Here is a 17,516-nt window from a genome sequence, read left to right as displayed (position 1 = left end):
CGAGGCCGGTCGGACACGCGCGGATCAGCGCTGATGCCGGCGCTTGCGGTTCGGCCGGTGCGGGCGGACGAAGGCGTCGAGACCGCCCACGGCCGCGCGGATGTGGGCCGGTTCGCGCGGGACCGTCCCGCCCGCGCACCACCAGGACACCTGCCCGTCCGCCTCGTGCGGATGCATGCCGATGCCGTGCTCCCCGCAGAGGGGCCACGCCTGCCAGAGGAGCTCGGTCACCGTCTCCTGCGCGGCGTCGGCGACGGCGGCCAGGGCCCGGGCGGGGTCGTCCGCCGACCACGGGCCCAGGGAGTTGCCCTGCCACTCGCCGTTCGGCATGGCGACGTAGACGTACTCGGTCTCGTCGCCCTCGTCACCCTCGTCCGCGGGAAGTCCCAGCAGCTGCAGGGGTTTCCGGTCCGGCAGGGTCGCCGCGAGATCCCGGTTGACGAGCGCGAGGGCCTCGTCCCACAGCGGGTAAGCACCGAGAGGCACCTGCCGGGGCCGGGACGCTTCGAAGAAGGGGCTCATGGACCCCATTCTGCCCGGCGGGCGCCGAGGCCCGGCCCCGCGCCCCGGCCCTCACCGGGGCCGGGGCGCGGTCCGGTCAGGTCACTCGCCGGAGTCGATGGTCGGCCGGCGCAACTGCACCTCGGCGCCGGTCTGCTTGAAGGACTCCGCCGACACCGGGACGAGCACCGCGTCGCGGTGGAAGTCCCGCAGGTTCGTCGACCCGCAGCTGATCATCGTCGACGTGAGCTTCGCACGGGTCCGCTCCACGTTGTCGTACAGGCTGCCCGCGTAGGGCACGTAGCCGTCGACGCCCTCCTCGAAGACCATCTGGCCGCGCTGACCGTACCGGGCCGCGTTCTGCGCGCGCCGCGAGCCCTCGCCCCAGTACTCCTTGTACCACTGGCCGCCGATCTGCATCTTCCGCGACGGGCTCTCGTCGAGCCGGGCGAAGTAGCGGCCGAGCATGATGAAGTCCGCGCCCATCGCCAGCGCCATCGCCATGTGCGAGTCGTTGAGCAGACCGCCGTCGCAGCACAGCGGCACGTACACCCCGGTCTCCTGCGCGTAGGCGTCGCGGGCCTCGACCACGTCGAGCAGCGCGGAGGCCTGCCCGCGGCCGATGCCCTTCTGGGCCCGGGTGGTGCAGATGGCCCCGCCGCCGATGCCGACCTTCACGAACGCCGCGCCCGCGTCGGCCAGATAACGGAAGGCCCGGCCGTCGACGACGTTCCCCGCGCCGACGTGCACGTCGTCCCCGTACGTCTCCCGGGCGAACTCCACGGTCCGCGCCTGGTACACGGAATAGCCGTCGGAGGAGTCCAGGCACAGCACGTCCGCACCGGCCTCCACCAGGGCGGGGATGCGGTCCTTGAAGTCACGGGAGTTGATGCCGGCGCCGACGCGCAGCCGCTTCTCGCCGTCCACGGTCGCCCGGTGGTACGTCTTGTGGGCCTGGTAGTCCCGCTTGAGGACCAGGGAGACGACCCGGTCGTCCTCGACCACCGGGAGGACGTCCAGATGGTGCTGCCAGATCAGCTCGTTCGCCTCGGACAGCGAGACCGCGGCCGGCGCGGTGACCAGGTCGTCGCGGCCCCGCATCCGGTTGCCGGCGGTCTCGTACGCCCCGTGGCGCTCCAGGTGGAAGTCGTCGAGGCTGATGATCCCGAGGAACGCGCCGTCGGCCTCCCCGTTCCGCGTGACCACGGCCACGCCCTGCTCGGTGTCGGTCAGCCGCCGGGAGACCTCGCCGAGGGGCGTCGTCGGCGCCACGGTGACCTCGCTGGTCCGGAAGCCGGCCTTGTGCCGCTTCACGGCCAGCACGTCCGCGGCCTGCTCCTCGATCCGCTGGTTCTGGTGGATGAACGAAAGGCCGCCGACCTGCGCGAGCGCCACCGCCAGCGTCGGCGACGACACCGCCTGCATGATGGCGCTCACCATGGGGGTGGCGATCCGGATTCCCGCCTCCTCGCCGACCCGGTGACGCACCAGCGGCGCGCTGAGATCCACGTTGTCGGGTGTGCAGTCTTCGGTGGTCAGGCCGGGAATGAGGAGGTACTCACTCAGCGTACGAGAGATCTCGGGAAGGATTTTCACATCGTCTCCAGCAAGGAGCCTGCGCGCCGGGTCGCGGCGGGTCGGCGAGGCTCGAACGGGCAGTGCGGATCGATGCCGGCCGGTTGCGCACGGGTGGAAGGAGGCGCTCTGTACGTGTGGAGAGCGGGCGCGCCCGGCGGGGCAGTGCTCGCACGCGCGGTCGCATCGACGACGAAGGCACGACAGATCCGAACCCGGCTGTGCTGCACAGGCGTTGACTTCCATGACGCCATACGTGATCTTAGCGCACCGCTCGTACGGGCCCGTCGGCGAGGATCCGCAACGCGTCGGCGGACGCGGTGTCGTTCGGCGTGTAGACCTCCAAGCGGTGGTCGGGGCTGTCGGGTTGGAGCCAGACCTGGTACGCGACGTCCACGGCGCCGATGACGGGGTGCCGCAGACGCATGTCGCCGATCGTGCAGTCGGCGACTTCGCCGCTCGCCCACATCGCGGCGAACCGATCACTTCTCATGGTCAGTTCACCGATGAGCCCCGCCAGGCGCGCGTCCGTCGGGAACCGTCCGGCCGTCAGCCGGAGGTAGGCGACGTGGACGCGGGCGAGCTCCTCCCAGTTGCGGTACAGATCCCGGGTCAGGGGGTCGAGGAAGAACATCCTCGGAATCGAGGGGCGGGTGTCCGGGCGCAGGGGCGCGGCGAAGTCGACGTGCTCGAAGAACAGGGCGTGGCCGGTGCGGTTCCAGGCGAGCACGTCCCCGCGCCTGCCGAGCACGACCGCCGGCGTCGCCTCCGCCAGCGAGGCGAGGAGGGAGAGGACACGCGGATGGGGCTCCTCCCGCGGCGGTTCGGCCAGAGCGGGACGGGAGGGCTGCCGGGCGAGGTCGTGCAGGTGCGCGGTCTCCACCTCGTCCAGTTCCAGTACGCGCGCGAGGGCGCCGAGCACCTGCGCGGAGGCGGTCTCGGCCAGCCCCTGTTCGAGGCGCGTGTAGTAGCCGGCGCTGACCCCCGCCAGATGGGCGAGCTCCTCGCGGCGCAGCCCCGGAACGCGGCGGGTGGTCCCGTACGTGCGAAGTCCGATCCGGTCGGGGGTGATCCGGTCGCGTCGGCTCTTGAGGAACGCTCCGAGGCTCTGCATGGCGTCGAGCCTAGGCAGCCCCGGGTCCGGGTGGGTGCACCCGTCAGGTGTACCCACAGCGGGTGGATGGCTCGGGGAGGCGCCGGGCCCGAGCGTGGCAGGCATGACGCGACACACCTCAAGCGGCAGCGACGTCCGGGCGTGGCTCGGGCTGCTCGTCGTCCTCGGCCCCGTGCTGCTGGTCTCGATGGACGGCTCCATCCTGTTCCTGGCGATGCCGGGGATCGGCCGGGCGCTCGCTCCCGGCGCCGACCAGGCACTGTGGATCCTGGACGTCTACGGCTTCGCCGTGGGCTCGCTGCTCATCGCCTTCGGGAACATCGGCGACCGGTACGGGCGCCGCAGGCTCCTCATGACCGGCGCGGTCCTCTTCGGCGCCGGCTCGGCCGCCGCCGCGTCCGCGCCGACGGCGGAGCTGCTCATCGCCGCCCGCGCCGTGATGGGCATCGCGGGAGCGACCCTCCTCCCGTCGGCCCTGGCCGTCCTCAGCGAGCTGTTCACCGACCCGAGGCAGCGGGCGCGCGCCATCGGCGTCTTCGCCGCGGCGTTCGCGGCGGGCTTCGCGATCGGACCGGTCATCGGCGGTCTGCTCCTGGAGCACTTCTGGTGGGGTTCGGTGTTCCTGGTCAACCTCCCCGTCATCGCCCTGTTCCTGTCCTTCGCGCCCCGCCTGCTCGGCGAGGTGCGCGCCACCCGCCCCGGACGCGTCGACCTCGCCAGTGTGGTGACCTCCGCGGCCGGTCTGCTGCTGACGGTCTACGGGGTCAAACGCACCGCGGCCGAGGGCCTGACGGGACCGGCGGCACTCGCCGTACCGGCGGGCGTCGCCGTACTGGCGTGGTTCGTCCTCCGCCAACGGCATCTGGACCACCCGCTGATCGACTTCACGCTCTTCCGCGACCGGGTCTTCACGATCGCGGTGATCACCGGCCTGCTGCCCCTGGCCGCGTGGTCGGCCGCCGCCTACCTGGCCGGCGTCTACCTGCAGTCCGTCCTCGGCGTCCCCGTCCTGACGGCCGCCCTCCTCGCGCTGCCGGGCGCGGTCGTCCTGACCGTGAGCTGCGTCGTCACACCGGCCCTGGTCGACCGCGTCGGCAGGCGCACCGCCCTGCTCGTCTGCCACTTCTCCGTCGCCGCCGGACTGCTGCTGCTCCTGCCCACCACCGCCACCGGCGGAACCGGCTGGTACGTCGCCTCCACGGCGGTCGCCGGCCTCGGCTACGGCATCTCCTTCGCCGTCGTCGCCGACACCGCCGTCGGCGCGGTCCCGCCCGAACGGGCCGGCTCGGCGGGCGCGATCGCCGAGACCAGCAACGAGATCGGCAACGCCCTCGGCATCGCCCTGCTCGGCTCGCTCGCCGCCCTGCTGTTCCGCCTCCGGGGCCCCGGCCTCGCCCCGACCCTCGACGAGACGCTGCGACTCCCGGGCCTGACGGGCCCGACGGCCGAAGACGCCAGGTCCGCCTTCGTCACCGGCATGCACGGGGCAGCGGCCGTGGCCGCCCTGCTGCACCTCGTCCTGGGCCTGGTGGCCCGCCGCCGGCTGCCCCGCCCCGCCGGGAACGGCGGCCGGTGGACGTGACCCGTTGGCGTCCGGCCCGGAGATCGGGAAAGATCACCCCTCATGGTCTCGGTATTGCAGAATGTGGCGATCGACTGCGCGGACGCCTACGAACTGGCGCGGTTCTGGAGCGAGGTGACGGGCCGTCCGCTGGACCCGGAGGACAGGCCGGGCGCCCATGAGACGCAGGTGCTCCTCGCGGAGGGGTTTGTGCTGTACTTCAACCAGGTCTCCGAACCGAAGACGGTCAAGAACCGGCTCCACCTGTGCCTGCGCCCCGAGACCTCGCGCGATCAGGAGGTGGAGCGGATCCTCGGCCTCGGCGCCACCTTCGTCGCCGATCACCGGAACGCCGACGGTTCGGGCTGGGCCGTGCTCGCGGATCCCGAGGGGAACGAGTTCTGCGTGCTGCGCAGCGATTCCGACCGAGCGGCCGTGGCCTCGTGACCGCCCCCGTCGTCCTTCACGCGCCCGCGACGCCCGCCTCTCCCGCCCTCGTCCTCCGCCCCTGGCGGACGGAGGACGCCGCCGCGCTGGTCGAGGTGAGCGGGGACCCCGGACTGCGCCTGTGGGCGGAGCCGGGCGTGGACGACGACGCGCACGCGGCGCGGTGGGTGCGGGCCCAGCAGCAGGGCTGGGTGACGGGGGACCGGCGCGGTTTCGCCGTCCTGGAGGTGCGACCCGGTCCGGTTCGGGAACAGTTGGCGGGCAGCGTGGTCCTCAAGGGAGCCGCCCCCGGCAGACCGGCGGCCGAGGTGGGCTACTGGACCGCGGCACGCGCGCGGGGGCGGGGAGTGGCCCCCCGCGCCCTGGAGGCCCTCACCGCCTGGGCCTTCGACACCTTCGGGGCCGACGGTCTCGAGCGTCTCGAACTCCTGCACCAGGTGGACAACCCGGCGTCGTGCCGGGTCGCGCAGAAGAGCCGGTACGACTTCGACGGCATCCTGCCCGCGTCGCCGCCCGCCTTCCCCCACGACGGCCACCTGCACGTCCGGCGCGCGAGCGCCTGAGGCACTCCCTTCCGGCCGCCGCGCCCGCTCAGCCGGTGTGGAGGACGCGGAAGCGCTCGGGGGACAGGGGGTCCCGGTCGACGACCTGGACGGGGGCCCAGGTCCACTGCCACACGCCGATGCCCGGTGTGCGGGAGAAGCGGATCGGCCCGCGCGTCCCCTCGACCGCCACGCGCGGCCAGGACCCGGCGACGGCCGTACGGTCCGGGCCGTGGGAACGCAGCGCCTCGGCGAGGACGGTGACGGTGTCCCAGCCCTCGAAGGCGACGAACGAGGGCGCTTCGCCCAGCCGTTCGCGGAGCTCCTTCGCGACGCGCTCGCCGAGCGGGCCGAGGCGCTCGGGCAGGTAGCGCAGGAACGGGATCCCGGCGCCGTCCTCGCCCAGTGCCTCGGCCCATCCCGCGAACTCCGGCTGCCCGGCCGGGGCGCCGACCAGCAGCTCGGTGAGCCGCCGGTCGCCACGGACGGCCCGGACGATCGGCACCGCCGGCTCCGGACTGCCCACAAGCAGCAGGAGCGCGGTGACGCCGTGGTCGACGAGCGCGTCGCACAGGGCCCCGGGGGCGAGCGCGTTCGCGTCGAGCTCGACGACGCTGCCGCCGAGCGGGGCGAGGCGGTCCCGCAGGACGCGGGTGCCGGACGCCCAGTAGACGCTCGGCTGCGTCGCCACGGCGATCCGGTGCCGGCCCGTGGAGAGGAGGAAGTCCGCGTAGGTCCGCCAACCGTGCGACTGGGCCGGGGCCACGCGCGCGACCCACTCCGTCGGCTCCTCGGTCAGCCCGTCGAGCACCGCGGACGAGCAGAGGAACGGCAGCCCGAGGGCATCGGCCCGGGCGGCGACGGCGCGGGCGACGACGCTGTGGTACTCGCCCACCACGGCGGCCACGCCGAGGCCGGCCAGTTCGTCCACGGCCGCCACGGCGCGTTCCGGGTCGGCCGCGGTGTCCCGCACCACCAGCTCCAGGGGCCTGCCGTCGATCCCGCCCGCGTCATTGACCTCGCCCACGGCCAGGTCGAGCCCCGCGAGCAGGTGCCGTCCCGCCTCGACCCAGCCGGGCCGCGTCAGCGGGACGAGGGCTCCCAGGCGGATCGGTGATCCGGCTGCGGACGGCGACGGGGGCGTGTTCATCGGGGTGGTGTCTCCCTCGGACCCGGGTGGTGGTGCCGGTCATTGGAACCACGGGTGTCGCCCCCGGGCAACCGATTATCCGTTCGACGGCCCGACGGGTGCCGAGGTGGCGGTGAACAGGGCGTGCACGGCGGCCCGTACCTGGGTGGCGACCACCTCGGGGGAGGAGGCGTCGAGCTTGCCGTCGAGGTGCAGGAACGCCAGGCCGTGGACGAGGGCCCACACGGTGGTCGGAAGGGCGCCCGCCTCGTCCGTGCCGGGGAAGGCGTCGCGGACCATGCGGCGGACGTACTCCAGGATGACCTCGGTCGCGGCGACCCGTTCCTCGTCGGTCGGGTCGCACGGCTCGGCGAACATCGCCCGGAACAGGGCGGGGTGGTCGAGCGCGAACCGGACGTAGACGACGGCGACCGCGGCGAGGTCCTCGGGCGTCGACGGCGCGGGACGGGCCGTGGTCAGGTGCTGGGCGAGCTCGCGGTACCCCTCCGCGGCGACGGCGGAGACGAGCGCGTCGCGGTCCGCGTAGTGGCGGTAGGGAGCCGTGGCCGAGACGCCGGCCCGCCGGGCGACCGCGCGCAGGGAGAGCCCGGCGCTGCCGTCCTCCTCAAGGAGTTCCCGCGCGGCGCGCAGGCAGGCGGCGCGCAGATCGCCGTGGTGATACGTACCCGTTTGCGACATAGGTCACCCTCTCGAATGTTTGCGCCGCTTACATGGTGTCCTAATGTGAGTGGTGTACACATCGTAGGCGATCGCCATGGAAGAGGAAATCCACAGATGACCAGTGAGCTGTTCTCGCCGCTGCCCCTGCGCTCCGGGCGGACACTGAACAACCGGATCGCGAAGGCGGCCATGGAGGAGAACATGGCCGGTGACGGCCAGCTCCCCGACCGGCGGCTGATCACGCTGTACCGGCGCTGGGCCGCCGGCGGCACCGGGCTGCTGATCACCGGCAACGTGATGGTCCACGCCGAGGCGCTGACCGGCCCCGGCGGAGTCGTACTCGACGAGCACGCGCCGCTGGAGCCGTTCGCCCGCTGGGCCGAGGCGGGCAAGTCCGGCGGCGGCGCGATCTGGATGCAGATCAACCACCCCGGCCGCCAGGTCGCCTCCGACATGCCCGGCGTCGTCTGGGGCCCCTCCGACATCGGCGTCGACCTGGGGAAGCACAGCGGCCGCTTCGGCCGGCCGACCGCCATGACCGCGCGGCAGATCGAGGAGACCGTCGCCCGGTTCGCCGTCACGGCCCGGCGCGCGGAGCAGGCGGGGTTCGACGGGGTCGAGATCCACGCCGCGCACGGCTACCTGCTGTCCCAGTTCCTCTCCCCGCTGGTCAACAAGCGCACCGACCGGTGGGGCGGCTCACTGGAGAACCGGGCCCGGATGCTCCTGGACGTCGTCCGCGCCGTGCGCGCGGAGGTCTCCCCGTCCTTCGCGGTCGCGGTGAAGCTCAACTCCGCCGACTTCCAGCGCGGAGGCTTCGACGCCGACGACGCCCGGCAGGTCATCGCGATGCTGGAACCGCTCGGCGTGGACCTGGTCGAACTGTCCGGCGGCAGCTACGAGAGCCCCGCGATGACCGGCCGTCCCGCCGACGACCGCATCCGGGCCCGCGAGGCCTACTTCCTCGACCTCGCCGAGGACCTCGTCAGGACCAGTCCCGTCCCGCTGATGCTCACCGGCGGCATCACCCGGCGCGACACGGCCGAGAAGGTCCTCGACAGCGGAGTGGCGGTCGTCGGGATGGGCACAGCCCTCGCCGTCACCCCGGACCTGCCCGAGCGCTGGCGCAGCGGCCGCGAGGCCGACCGGCAGATGCGGCCGGTGACCTGGTCCGACAAGACCCTCGCCTCGGCCGCCGGCATGGCGGGGGTCCGCCACCAGATGCGCCGCCTCGCCCGCGGAAGGAACCCCAGGCCCGGCACCCACCCCGCGATCGCCCTGATCTCCGAGCAGCGGAAGCAGCGCGTGGCCCTGCGCGGCTACCGCGCCTGGCTGACCACGCCGCGGACCGGCGCCGGCCGGGGATGAGGGCCGGTCCGGAAGCAGGAACCTCCCGGACCTCCCGTACGTTCCGGAGGGCGACCTGATCGTTTTGACGTGTGACACGGCGGCGGCGCGCCACCGTCGGGGGAAGTGAGCAAGCCATGGCCATGGTGGGCCTGTTCTGGATCGCCGAGGGCGACGTGTACGTGGGCGCGAAACCGACCGGCCAGGCACCCGGGGTACGCCTGACCCCCGACGGCGTGGTGGCCCTCGGAGACGGACAGTCCGGCCTCCACCTGTGGGAGGACGTGCGCGCCCTGACGGTGTCGGACGTCCCCGTGAAGTCCCTGAAGCGACAGGTCGGCGTGGTCACGGAGGTGGCCCTCGACATCGTGATGAACCTGGCCATGACCCTGGGGCCGGGCGTGGGCGGCGAGGTCCCGCCGATGATGACGCTGGACCTGGAGTCGCACGACGGCGCGTACGAGCTGAAGGCCTACGTGGCCGCGGCCGTCGGCTACTCCCCGGCGGAGGTCGAGCTCTCCCTGGCCCTCCTGTCCCGCCTCACGGAGGGCGCCGCGACGATGGCGACGACGCTGGCGGCCATGGCGGAATGGGGCCGCTCCTGGGAGGGCGGAACACCGCGCGGGGCGCAGCGCGAGGAACTGCTGCGACGGTGGATGGGCTGAGACCGCCCCTCGGACGCGGGCCGGGACCGTCCCGGCCCCCGCCGGCATCGGGTTGCGCGCGCACCGCAGGCGGGGAGCATGGAAGGAGAACAGGGAACCGTCACGCACCCGCATCGGCCGGCAGCGACCGCACTCCCCTCAGGAGGCGCCATGACCGAACCCGACGATCCGCTCGGCTCCTGGACGGGTCGCTTGCTCCGGCTCGGCGTCGGCATCTCGCCGGACGACGCCCGGAAGTTCGTCCACGACCTGTACGCACGGGCCCAGGCCGATCTCGACGCGGAGCGGGCCGAGGCCGACTTCGAGCGGGAGGAGTGAACCCGGACGAGAGCCGTCGTGGACCTGGGAACGGATGAGGGCCCTGCCGCAGGAACGGAGTTCCACATGACCGAGGTGGAAGCGTGGGGCGACGACGTCTACCAGCCCGACGGTAGCGACGTCCAGGACGACGTCGGCCTCCTGGACTACGAGGACACCCTCGAGGGGCCGGCCGGCGACCCCCTCGACGCCGGGTACTCGCCGCCCGAACGGCCCCTCGGGGCCGAGCACACGGGGGTGACCGCCGCCGAACGGCAGCGCGGTGAGTCCCTCGACGAGCGCCTGGCGGAGGAGGAGCCCGACCTCCCGGTCCCCGACGGCGACGGCCTCGGCGACACGACGGACACCGACGGGGAACTCCTCGACGACCAGGTCGGCGGCCGTCGCGCGGGCCGGCTGATGGCCGAGGACCAGGGCACGGGACCCATCAGCTCGGAACTGAACGCCCGGGACCTCGGGCTCGACGGCGGCGCCGCGTCCGCCGAGGAAGCCGCGATGCACATCGTCGACGAGGAATGACCCCGCCCGGTGGCGGGGCCGTTCAGTTCGCCCCAGGATCGCGCACCGCGAGCAGCGCCGCGCCGATGTCCGCCGTCGCCCGCGGATCCGAGAGGGACCGGCCCGTCAGCTCCTCCACGCGCCGCAGGCGGTAACGGACGGTGTTGGGGTGCACGAACAGGGTCTTCGCCGCGGCACCGGCCGAGCCGGCCGCGGCGAACCAGTGCTCCAGGGTCCGCAGCAGCCGGGACCGCTCCGCGGCCGGAAGGTCCAGCACCGGCCGGAGCACCACCTCCATCAGGTGCGCGGCCTCGGCCGGGGCCGCGGCGACGACCATGGCCAGCGGGTTGTCGTCGAAGCGGGCCACACCGGGGCCGGTGCCCCCCAGACCGGCGAGGGCGAGACGGGCGAAGCGCAGGGCCTGCGGCGTGTCCCGCAAGGAGTGGAAGCACGGACTGAAGCCCACTCGGGCGCGCGTCCGGCGCAGGATGCGCAGACAGGCGGCCTCCGCCGCCGCCGTGGGCAGGGCGATCAGGGCGAGCTGCTGGTCCGGCAGGAGCCGCCAGGCGGAGGGGAGGTGCGCCTGGCGCAGCGCCGCCTCCGCCCCGACGAGCGGTTCCTCGCCGGGCGCGCCGGCCTTCGCGGCGGCGACCGCATAGGGCCCGTGCTCGGGCAGCTCCAGTTCGCGGGCGGTCTCCCACAGCGTGCGGTCGGTGGCGATGCCGGTGAACAGCGCCTCCACCAGGGCCGAACGCCTCGCCTGCCCCTGGGCGGTGAGCTCCGCGGCCGCCTCCCGGTAGGCCACCGCCACCTCCTCCGCGTACAGACCGGACAAGGCCCAGAACTCCGTCGACTCCGACAGCAGGAGACCGTCGGAGATCTCGGGGCGCGCACGGGCCTCGGCGAGGATCTCCGTCCACAGGAGCTGCGAGCCGATCCGGTACGCGTGCAGCGTGTCCGCCAGCGGAACCCCCTGCTCGGCACGGTGCCGCCCGGTCTCACGGGCCGAACTCGCGTCCGGGGCGCCTCCGAGGCGGAGGTGGGCGAGGATGAGGCCCGCGTTGGCGGTGCAGGAGCGGCGCAGCGAATCCAGCGGGATCAGCGCCTCGTCCTCGTACGCCTCGACCTCCGCGCGGATGCGCAGCGCCATGCGCTCGCCCAGCTCCGGAAGGCCCGCCTGAAGTGCCGCCGCCACGCCCGAAAGGATCATCAGCGCAGCTTAACGCCACCGGATTGTGACCGGGGACAATCCGGAGGGCAGTCCCTTGTCCCACCGGCCATAGGCCGGGGCCGCAGGCGCCTGCAATATGTCGACGATGTAAACATTCGGCGATTCCGTGTAACGGAGGCGGGTCATGGCCAATCTGGCAGGGTTCCTCGTGGAGACGGCCGGGCGGCAGCCCGAGCGCCCCGCGCTGCGCCTGGGGGAGCGGGTCATCACGTACGCGGAGCTGGACGAGCGCAGTGCCCGCGCCGCCGCCCTGCTGCGGTCCGAGGGCGTGCGGCCCGGAGACCGGGTCGCCCTGATGCTGCCCAACGTCCCCGAGTTCGTCGTGCTGTACTACGGCATCCTGCGCGTCGGCGCGGTCGTCGTGCCGATGAACCCGCTCCTCAAGACCCGGGAGACCGAGTTCCACCTCGCCGACTCCGGCGCGGTGCGGCTCTTCGAGTGGCACCAGGCGCCGGGCGAGGGCGCCCAGGGAGCCGCCGCCGCGGGCGTGCCGCACACGGCCGTCGAACCCGCCGCGTTCGCCGCGACGCTGGCCGGGCACGAGCCGCTGCCCGAGGTCGCCGACACCGGCGACGAGGACATGGCCGTCCTCCTCTACACCTCCGGGACCACCGGCCGCCCCAAGGGCGCCGTCCTCTCCCACGCGGGCCTGCGGCACAACACCGAGGTCAACAGCGTCCACGTCCAGCAGATGACGCCGGACGACGTGGTGGTGGGCTGTCTGCCGCTGTTCCACATCTTCGGCCAGATCTGCACCATGAGCGTGGCCGTCCGCAGCGGCGCCTCGCTCGTCCTGATCCCGCGCTTCGACCCGGGAACCGTCCTCGACGCCATCGCCCGCGAGCGGGCCACCGTCTTCGAGGGCGTGCCGACCATGTACGCGGCGCTGCTCCAGCACCCGTCGGAGGCGGACGTCTCCACGCTGCGGATGTGCGTCTCCGGCGGCGCCTCGCTGCCGGTGGAGATCCTGCACGGCTTCGAGCGGCGCTTCGGCTGTCCGGTCCTCGAAGGCTTCGGCATGTCCGAGACCAGCCCCGTGGTCACCTTCAACCACCCCGAACGGCCCCGCAAGGCCGGCTCCATCGGCACCCCCATCCGGGACGTCGAGGTACGGATCCTCGACGACAAGGGCCAGGACGTGGCCCAGGGCGAGACCGGCGAACTCGCCGTCCGGGGACCCAACGTGATGAAGGGCTACTGGAACCGCCCCGAGGAGACCGAGGCGGCGATCCCCGACGGCTGGCTGCGCACCGGCGACCTCGCCCGCGCCGACGAGGACGGCTACCTCTACATCGTCGACCGCAAGAAGGACATGATCATCCGCGGCGGCTACAACGTGTACCCGCGCGAGATCGAGGAGGTCCTCCACGAGCACCCGGCCGTCGCCCTCGCCGCCGTGGTCGGCATCCCGCACCCCGCGCTCGGTGAGGAGGTCGCGGCCGCGATCGTGCTCCGCCCCGCCGCGGAGGCCACCCCGGAGGAACTGCGGGAGTACGTCAAGGACCGCGTGGCGGCCTACAAGTACCCGCGCCGGGTGTGGTTCGTGGACGCGCTGCCGCTGGGACCGAGCGGCAAGATCCTCAAGAGGGAGATCACCGCGCCCGCGGAGTGAGGATCCGGGGCGGCCGCGGCGTCTCCCCGATCCGGCGCCCGGGCCTCAGTCCGCCCGCTTCCTGCCGTGGAGGTGGAGCGAGCGCAGGGCCGCCTCCAGGGCGAACCGGTGGTCGGGATCGAGGAGCCGGTCGCCGAAGTGGTTGTCCAGGTTCCGCAGGCGGTAGCGGACCGTCTGGGCGTGCACGCCCAGCATCTCGCCGACCTGTTCGGCGGGGGCCCGGGTGGAGACGTGGACGCGCAGGGTCTCGACGAGGCGGTCGCGCCGGGTGCCGGACAGGCCGTCGAGCGGTGCCAGTTCGCGCCGGGCGAGCTGGTCCATGAGGGCCGGGTCGGACAGCAGCCACAGGGTCGTCAGGTGGTCCTCGCAGCGCACGACGGGCGCGTCCGCCACGATGCCCTCGTCGATCAGCTGGAGGACCCGCCGGGACCAGCGCAGCGAATGGGCGGCCTGCGCGGTCGGCACGGTCAGCCCGAGGACGGCGGGAGTGCCGGACAGGGCGGCGTCGAGCATCGCGAGGCGCTCGCCGGTCAGCGGGCCGGGGACGAGCAGATACGGGTTCGGAAGGTCGGGATCGGCGAGGACGTCCCGGTCGAGCCGGGAGGGGATGACGCCGGTGGCGGGCGGCCGGAGCGCGACGACGGTGCACTCGGCGGGGAGCTGCCAGGACGCCTCCCGGCAGAGCTCGGCGATGGTCGCCCGGGGCAGCGGCGGTCCGGCGACGACCAGGTGGAGCAGCTTCCTGCGCAGCGCGGCCACGTCGGAGACCGCCCGGGCCTGGACGGTGACGTACCCCTCGCGGGAGAGGGCCTCCAGCTCGTCCACGTACGCGAAGAGGGCGTCCGCGAAGGCCAGGATGAGGGTGGGGGAGAGGTTGTAGGTGCGGCCGATGCTCTTGGCCCGGCGTAAGGCGACGCGCGCCCCGAGGCGGTAGGCGCCCTGCAGCGTGTCGAGGTCCCGGCCCTCGTACGCCTCCACCCGGCCGAACTGGCGCAGCAGTTCGTCGCGGAGGGCGGACTTCGTCCCGGGGTGGTCGACCCGGTCCACGAAGGCGGACAGGGCGTGCTCCACGCCCTGGCGGATGGCGTCGGAGTGGGGTCCGTTGAAGAGATGGGCGTAGACCGGGTAGGCCCGCTCGATCTCGACGCCGATCTCCTTGATGAGGCCCGGGATCTCCGGTCTCATCAGCGCGGCGAACTCTCTGGGCAGCGGGTCGAGCGGCTCACCGAGCGCCGGTGACTGTGCGATGGAGGGCATGAACCGATCCCTTGCTCTGCTACGCGACCGGTGGGGAGCGGCAGGGCGGCGCCCGACCTGGAGGGTCGGGCGCCGCCGTGGCCGTCAGGTACGTACCGATGTGGACTGCTGAAAGCTAGGGCAACTGTTGTGTGCTGTACACAACTTGAGCAAGAGTCAGGTCTCCAGGGAGGCGGTATGCGGCCGAGTCGTCCGGTAATCGCCCCTGAGTGGCCGTTAGTTGACGGCGGAGTGCCAGCTCTGCGAGAAGACCTTGCCGGCGTCGGGGGCGAGGACGCCGGGGGCGAAGAGGCCGGTCAGGTGGGTCTGGGTGTTGTTGAGGACGAGCTTGTTCTTCCCGGAGGCGGCGGGCAGCCCCGTCTTGAGGTTGACGGCGCCGTTGACCAGACCCAGCCCCAGGCCGCAGCCGCTGGCGCCCGGGACGGCGAAGGTGTCGTCGTACTGGGTGGAGCCGAGGAGGTTGAGGCGGCTCAGGTCGCCCTCCTCGTTCGCGGAGCCGTCGCCGTTGAAGCGCTCGACGCCGAACTCGGGCGCGTTCAGGTTCCGCGGGCGCAGCAGGATCGGGTTGGACTTCGTCCCGATGTAGCAGTTGTCGCCGAGGAACGGGTTCTGCAGGTGGATGCGGACCGGGATGGTCACGATCGGCTGGTCGGTGAGGACGCCCGCGATCTGGTCGAAGGCCGAGGGGGTGCCGACCGACTCCATGGTGGCGGTGATCTTGTTGAGGCTGGCGTCCGACAGCTGCCGGCAGATGTCGGTGATGAACGGGATGTCGCTCGGACACATCAGGCCCAGCAGACCGCCGGGGACGGTGGCGGGGTCGGCGATGAGCGCTCCGCCGGCGGGCGCGACGACCGAGTTGGTGCCGTCGGCGTTCTGCACGACGCCGATCTGGAGGTTGGTCTTCCCGGTCGGCACGGTCGTGTTGCCCAGCTTGATGGAGCCGCTGAAGGAGTACGAGACGACGCACTGCGGCGAGGTGTCGAGACCGTCCGAGGAGATCATCGCGCCGGCGTCGACGGGGCACCGGGTGGACGGCGCCCAGCCGCCGTTCAGCACGGGGGTGGCCGCGGTCGCCGTGCCCATGGAGGCGAAGGCGCCGAGCGCGGTGAGGGCGGAGACGGTGGCCAGCTTCGTACGGGCGGAGACGAGGGGCATGGCGGAGGCCTTCCTGGGAGACGGGGATGAGGGGTGGGGCGGCGTGGGGCGGGGCGGGTCAGCGCTCGGGCTTGGGGACCACGTACGGCTGGTGGTCCTCGGTGCACTCCGGGTCGGCGGGGGGGAACGGGTTGAGGATGTTGCAGGTCTGGCCCTGCATCTGCTTGATGTAGTTGCCGGGCCCGGAGATGGAGGCGGTGAAGAGCCGGTCGAGGTTCTCGCCGTTGGTGCCGCAGCCCTTGAAGGCCGGGATGGTGACCTCACCCGTGAGGGGGCCGCCACTGGTGAGTATGTAGCCCTTGGGCGACCCGCCGACGGGCATCATTCCCAGGCCCAGCAGCACCAGGTGGTCGCCGGGGTGCTTGGCGGGCTCGGGATCGGGTGAGGAGAGGGATTTCTCCGTACGGCAGGAGGTGCCCACGTCCAGCTTGACGCCGTTGACCTTGGCATCGAGGACGTGCAGGACGAGCGGGGCTCGAACCGTGTTCTCCAGGTAGTTGTCAAAGGTGGAGAGGGGGATGCGGAGCAACGTGTCGACCGCGATGGGTCCCGTCTGCTCCAGGACCATGGTCGCCGTGACCGGCTGGAAGCCGAAGGCCAGGAAAGTGGAGGTGAACGGTGGCGTCTGCTTGCGCCCTCGGTAGGAGAGGTTGCCCGGTGAGAAGGCGGTGAGGCGGAGCTCCCCCGGAGGGACAGGGTCGGTGGGTGGCTCCATGTCGCCCTGCTCGAGCAGCATGCAGGACAGCGGGAGGAGCGAGGCGCCGTTCAGTTTCCGTACGTTGGAGTAGCCGGTGATGTACGCCGACAACGACTTGGTGGTCGGCTTCTCGGTGATGCAGGGTGGCGCGGCCGGCCGGGGCGCCGGGGTGCCGGGGGCGTCCTCGTCGGCTCCCGTCGGTCCCGCATCCGCCCGTGGCCCGACGTGCGGGCCCTTCGAGGCCTCGCCCGCACCGTGAGGGATTCCCGGCCGGTTCGGGGCCGTCCGGTCCGGCGGAAGCGACGGCAGGGGGCGACCGGAGGGGGAAGGTGAGGAAGGGACCGGGGCGGTCGGCGTCGGGGGAGGGGTGCTCGGCTCCCCGGTACCGGTGCCGACCGGAACCTCGGCGAGCGTCGTACGGCCCTCCGCGTCCGGACCGGGGACGCAGGTGACGGAGAGGGAGGCGGGGTCGGTGGCGGCGCCGTCGGCCGTGCTCGGGGCGAGGTCGACGGCGAAACCCCCGGCTGTGAGGGTCAGTTCGCCGGCGGTGTCCGTCGTCAGGGAGGGCACGTCACCGGTCGTGGTGAGCACGAGGGGCCCTTCGGTGGGCACGGCGAGGGGCTGCGCCGTACCGCTCCAGGTGGCTTCCGCGCGCTGCTCGTCCTGGGCCATGCCGACCGTGAGCCGCGTCTCCGCCCGTACGGTGGCGGCCTTGAGCGCCCTGAGGTCGGCCACGGCCGCCGCCGGGAGCTCCACCGTCGTGGTGACGTCGGTGGGCAGGATCTCCTCGCCCACGGCCGCCCTTTCGGGGAAGGCCGCCGTGATCCGTACCGTCGCGGGCTGCTGTCCCGAGGGCAGGGTGCAGACATAGGGCAGCGCGGCGTCGACCTTCAGCGTCCCGACGGCGACGGCCGCCGCCGGCAGCAGGGGGGCGAGCGCCACGAACGCGGCGATCGTCGCGCCGCGCACACGGGCGCGGGAGGATCGAGGGGTGGGCCGGGGGCCGCTCATCTGGTGCTCCGCTCGGGTCGTGCGCGAACGCGGGGGCCTTGCAGGTGCGGGGAGTTACGGGTGGGTGCCGACGGTCGTCATGACGCGGGGGTCCCTGAGGGGGCTCGGGAACGCGGACAGGCCCGCGCCCGCCCGGCCGGGGGCGCCGGCCGGACGGACGCGGGTTGCCGAT

General features: G+C 73.0%; 17 protein-coding genes. 8 read left to right on the top strand and 9 right to left on the bottom strand.

The window, feature by feature from the left end:
* Window positions 1–24: 24 nt before the first annotated feature.
* The 3 genes from ACH4TP_RS06090 to ACH4TP_RS06080 all read right to left on the bottom strand — a co-directional run bounded on the left by ACH4TP_RS06090 (window position 25) and on the right by ACH4TP_RS06080 (window position 3,190).
* Complete coding sequence (locus tag ACH4TP_RS06090; RefSeq protein ID WP_398436008.1) at window positions 25–522, bottom strand: hypothetical protein; 498 nt, start codon at window positions 520–522, stop codon at window positions 25–27.
* 81 nt (window positions 523–603) lie between these two features.
* Complete coding sequence (locus ACH4TP_RS06085) at window positions 604–2,097, bottom strand: IMP dehydrogenase (RefSeq protein ID WP_398436006.1); 1,494 nt, start codon at window positions 2,095–2,097, stop codon at window positions 604–606.
* Between the two features lie 241 nt (window positions 2,098–2,338).
* Window positions 2,339–3,190 carry a helix-turn-helix transcriptional regulator gene (locus ACH4TP_RS06080; RefSeq protein ID WP_398180120.1) on the bottom strand — a complete coding sequence of 284 codons (852 nt, stop codon included), beginning with the start codon at window positions 3,188–3,190 and terminating at the stop codon, window positions 2,339–2,341.
* Window positions 3,191–3,293: 103 nt separating this feature from the next.
* On the opposite strand from ACH4TP_RS06080, the gene ACH4TP_RS06075 reads away from it, so the two are divergent.
* Genes ACH4TP_RS06075 through ACH4TP_RS06065 form a run of 3 tightly spaced genes read left to right on the top strand, consistent with a single transcriptional unit; the run spans window position 3,294 to window position 5,761 of the window.
* Window positions 3,294–4,772, top strand: a complete 1,479-nt coding sequence (locus ACH4TP_RS06075; protein WP_398436004.1) for an MFS transporter — start codon at window positions 3,294–3,296, stop codon at window positions 4,770–4,772.
* Window positions 4,773–4,814: 42 nt separating this feature from the next.
* Complete coding sequence (locus ACH4TP_RS06070; RefSeq protein ID WP_398436002.1) at window positions 4,815–5,198, top strand: VOC family protein; 384 nt, start codon at window positions 4,815–4,817, stop codon at window positions 5,196–5,198.
* The gene (locus ACH4TP_RS06065) at window positions 5,195–5,761 is read left to right on the top strand and encodes a GNAT family N-acetyltransferase (RefSeq protein WP_398436000.1); all 567 of its coding nucleotides are present in this window, start codon (window positions 5,195–5,197) and stop codon (window positions 5,759–5,761) included. The genes ACH4TP_RS06070 and ACH4TP_RS06065 overlap by 4 nt, the downstream gene beginning before the upstream one ends.
* 28 nt (window positions 5,762–5,789) lie before the next feature.
* Here ACH4TP_RS06065 and ACH4TP_RS06060 read toward each other — a convergent pair whose 3' ends face one another.
* Window positions 5,790–6,890 carry an ABC transporter substrate-binding protein gene (locus ACH4TP_RS06060; RefSeq protein ID WP_398180132.1) on the bottom strand — a complete coding sequence of 367 codons (1,101 nt, stop codon included), beginning with the start codon at window positions 6,888–6,890 and terminating at the stop codon, window positions 5,790–5,792.
* A 75-nt stretch (window positions 6,891–6,965) separates the two neighbouring features.
* Entirely contained in the window at window positions 6,966–7,568 is a 603-nt protein-coding gene (locus ACH4TP_RS06055) for a TetR/AcrR family transcriptional regulator (protein WP_389234430.1), read from the bottom strand.
* 96 nt (window positions 7,569–7,664) lie between these two features.
* On the opposite strand from ACH4TP_RS06055, the gene ACH4TP_RS06050 reads away from it, so the two are divergent.
* From ACH4TP_RS06050 to ACH4TP_RS06035, 4 genes are all read left to right on the top strand, one after another.
* Window positions 7,665–8,918, top strand: a complete 1,254-nt coding sequence (locus ACH4TP_RS06050; RefSeq protein ID WP_398435998.1) for an NADH:flavin oxidoreductase/NADH oxidase family protein — start codon at window positions 7,665–7,667, stop codon at window positions 8,916–8,918.
* Between the two features lie 116 nt (window positions 8,919–9,034).
* On the top strand, window positions 9,035–9,562 hold the full coding sequence (locus ACH4TP_RS06045; RefSeq protein WP_398435996.1) for a hypothetical protein: 528 nt from the start codon (window positions 9,035–9,037) through the stop codon (window positions 9,560–9,562).
* Between the two features lie 150 nt (window positions 9,563–9,712).
* Window positions 9,713–9,880: a hypothetical protein gene (locus tag ACH4TP_RS06040; RefSeq protein WP_398180143.1), complete on the top strand. Its 168-nt coding sequence runs from the start codon at window positions 9,713–9,715 to the stop codon at window positions 9,878–9,880.
* 66 nt (window positions 9,881–9,946) lie between these two features.
* The gene (locus ACH4TP_RS06035; protein WP_389234440.1) at window positions 9,947–10,399 is read left to right on the top strand and encodes a DUF5709 domain-containing protein; all 453 of its coding nucleotides are present in this window, start codon (window positions 9,947–9,949) and stop codon (window positions 10,397–10,399) included.
* 22 nt (window positions 10,400–10,421) lie between these two features.
* Here ACH4TP_RS06035 and ACH4TP_RS06030 read toward each other — a convergent pair whose 3' ends face one another.
* Complete coding sequence (locus ACH4TP_RS06030; protein ID WP_389234475.1) at window positions 10,422–11,573, bottom strand: PucR family transcriptional regulator; 1,152 nt, start codon at window positions 11,571–11,573, stop codon at window positions 10,422–10,424.
* A gap of 160 nt (window positions 11,574–11,733) precedes the next feature.
* Between ACH4TP_RS06030 and ACH4TP_RS06025 the strand changes: the two genes are divergently transcribed.
* A complete protein-coding gene (locus tag ACH4TP_RS06025; protein WP_398435994.1) occupies window positions 11,734–13,221 on the top strand; it encodes a long-chain fatty acid--CoA ligase in 1,488 nt (495 codons plus the stop codon).
* Window positions 13,222–13,266: 45 nt separating this feature from the next.
* Here ACH4TP_RS06025 and ACH4TP_RS06020 read toward each other — a convergent pair whose 3' ends face one another.
* The 3 genes from ACH4TP_RS06020 to ACH4TP_RS06010 all read right to left on the bottom strand — a co-directional run bounded on the left by ACH4TP_RS06020 (window position 13,267) and on the right by ACH4TP_RS06010 (window position 17,344).
* Window positions 13,267–14,478 carry a helix-turn-helix domain-containing protein gene (locus tag ACH4TP_RS06020; protein ID WP_398435992.1) on the bottom strand — a complete coding sequence of 404 codons (1,212 nt, stop codon included), beginning with the start codon at window positions 14,476–14,478 and terminating at the stop codon, window positions 13,267–13,269.
* A 216-nt stretch (window positions 14,479–14,694) separates the two neighbouring features.
* Window positions 14,695–15,636 (bottom strand): hypothetical protein, encoded by a 942-nt coding sequence (locus ACH4TP_RS06015; RefSeq protein WP_398180154.1) that lies wholly within the window; start codon window positions 15,634–15,636, stop codon window positions 14,695–14,697.
* Window positions 15,637–15,694: 58 nt separating this feature from the next.
* Window positions 15,695–17,344, bottom strand: coding sequence for a DUF6801 domain-containing protein (locus ACH4TP_RS06010; protein ID WP_398435991.1), 1,650 nt, complete (start codon window positions 17,342–17,344; stop codon window positions 15,695–15,697).
* Window positions 17,345–17,516: the final 172 nt, after the last annotated feature.

The sequence above is a fragment of the Streptomyces sp. NPDC021012 genome, assembly GCF_044333355.1.
Taxonomy (GTDB): domain Bacteria; phylum Actinomycetota; class Actinomycetes; order Streptomycetales; family Streptomycetaceae; genus Streptomyces.
The sequence above is the reverse complement of the archived record's forward strand: the minus strand, read 5'-3'. Positions and strand labels throughout refer to the sequence as shown.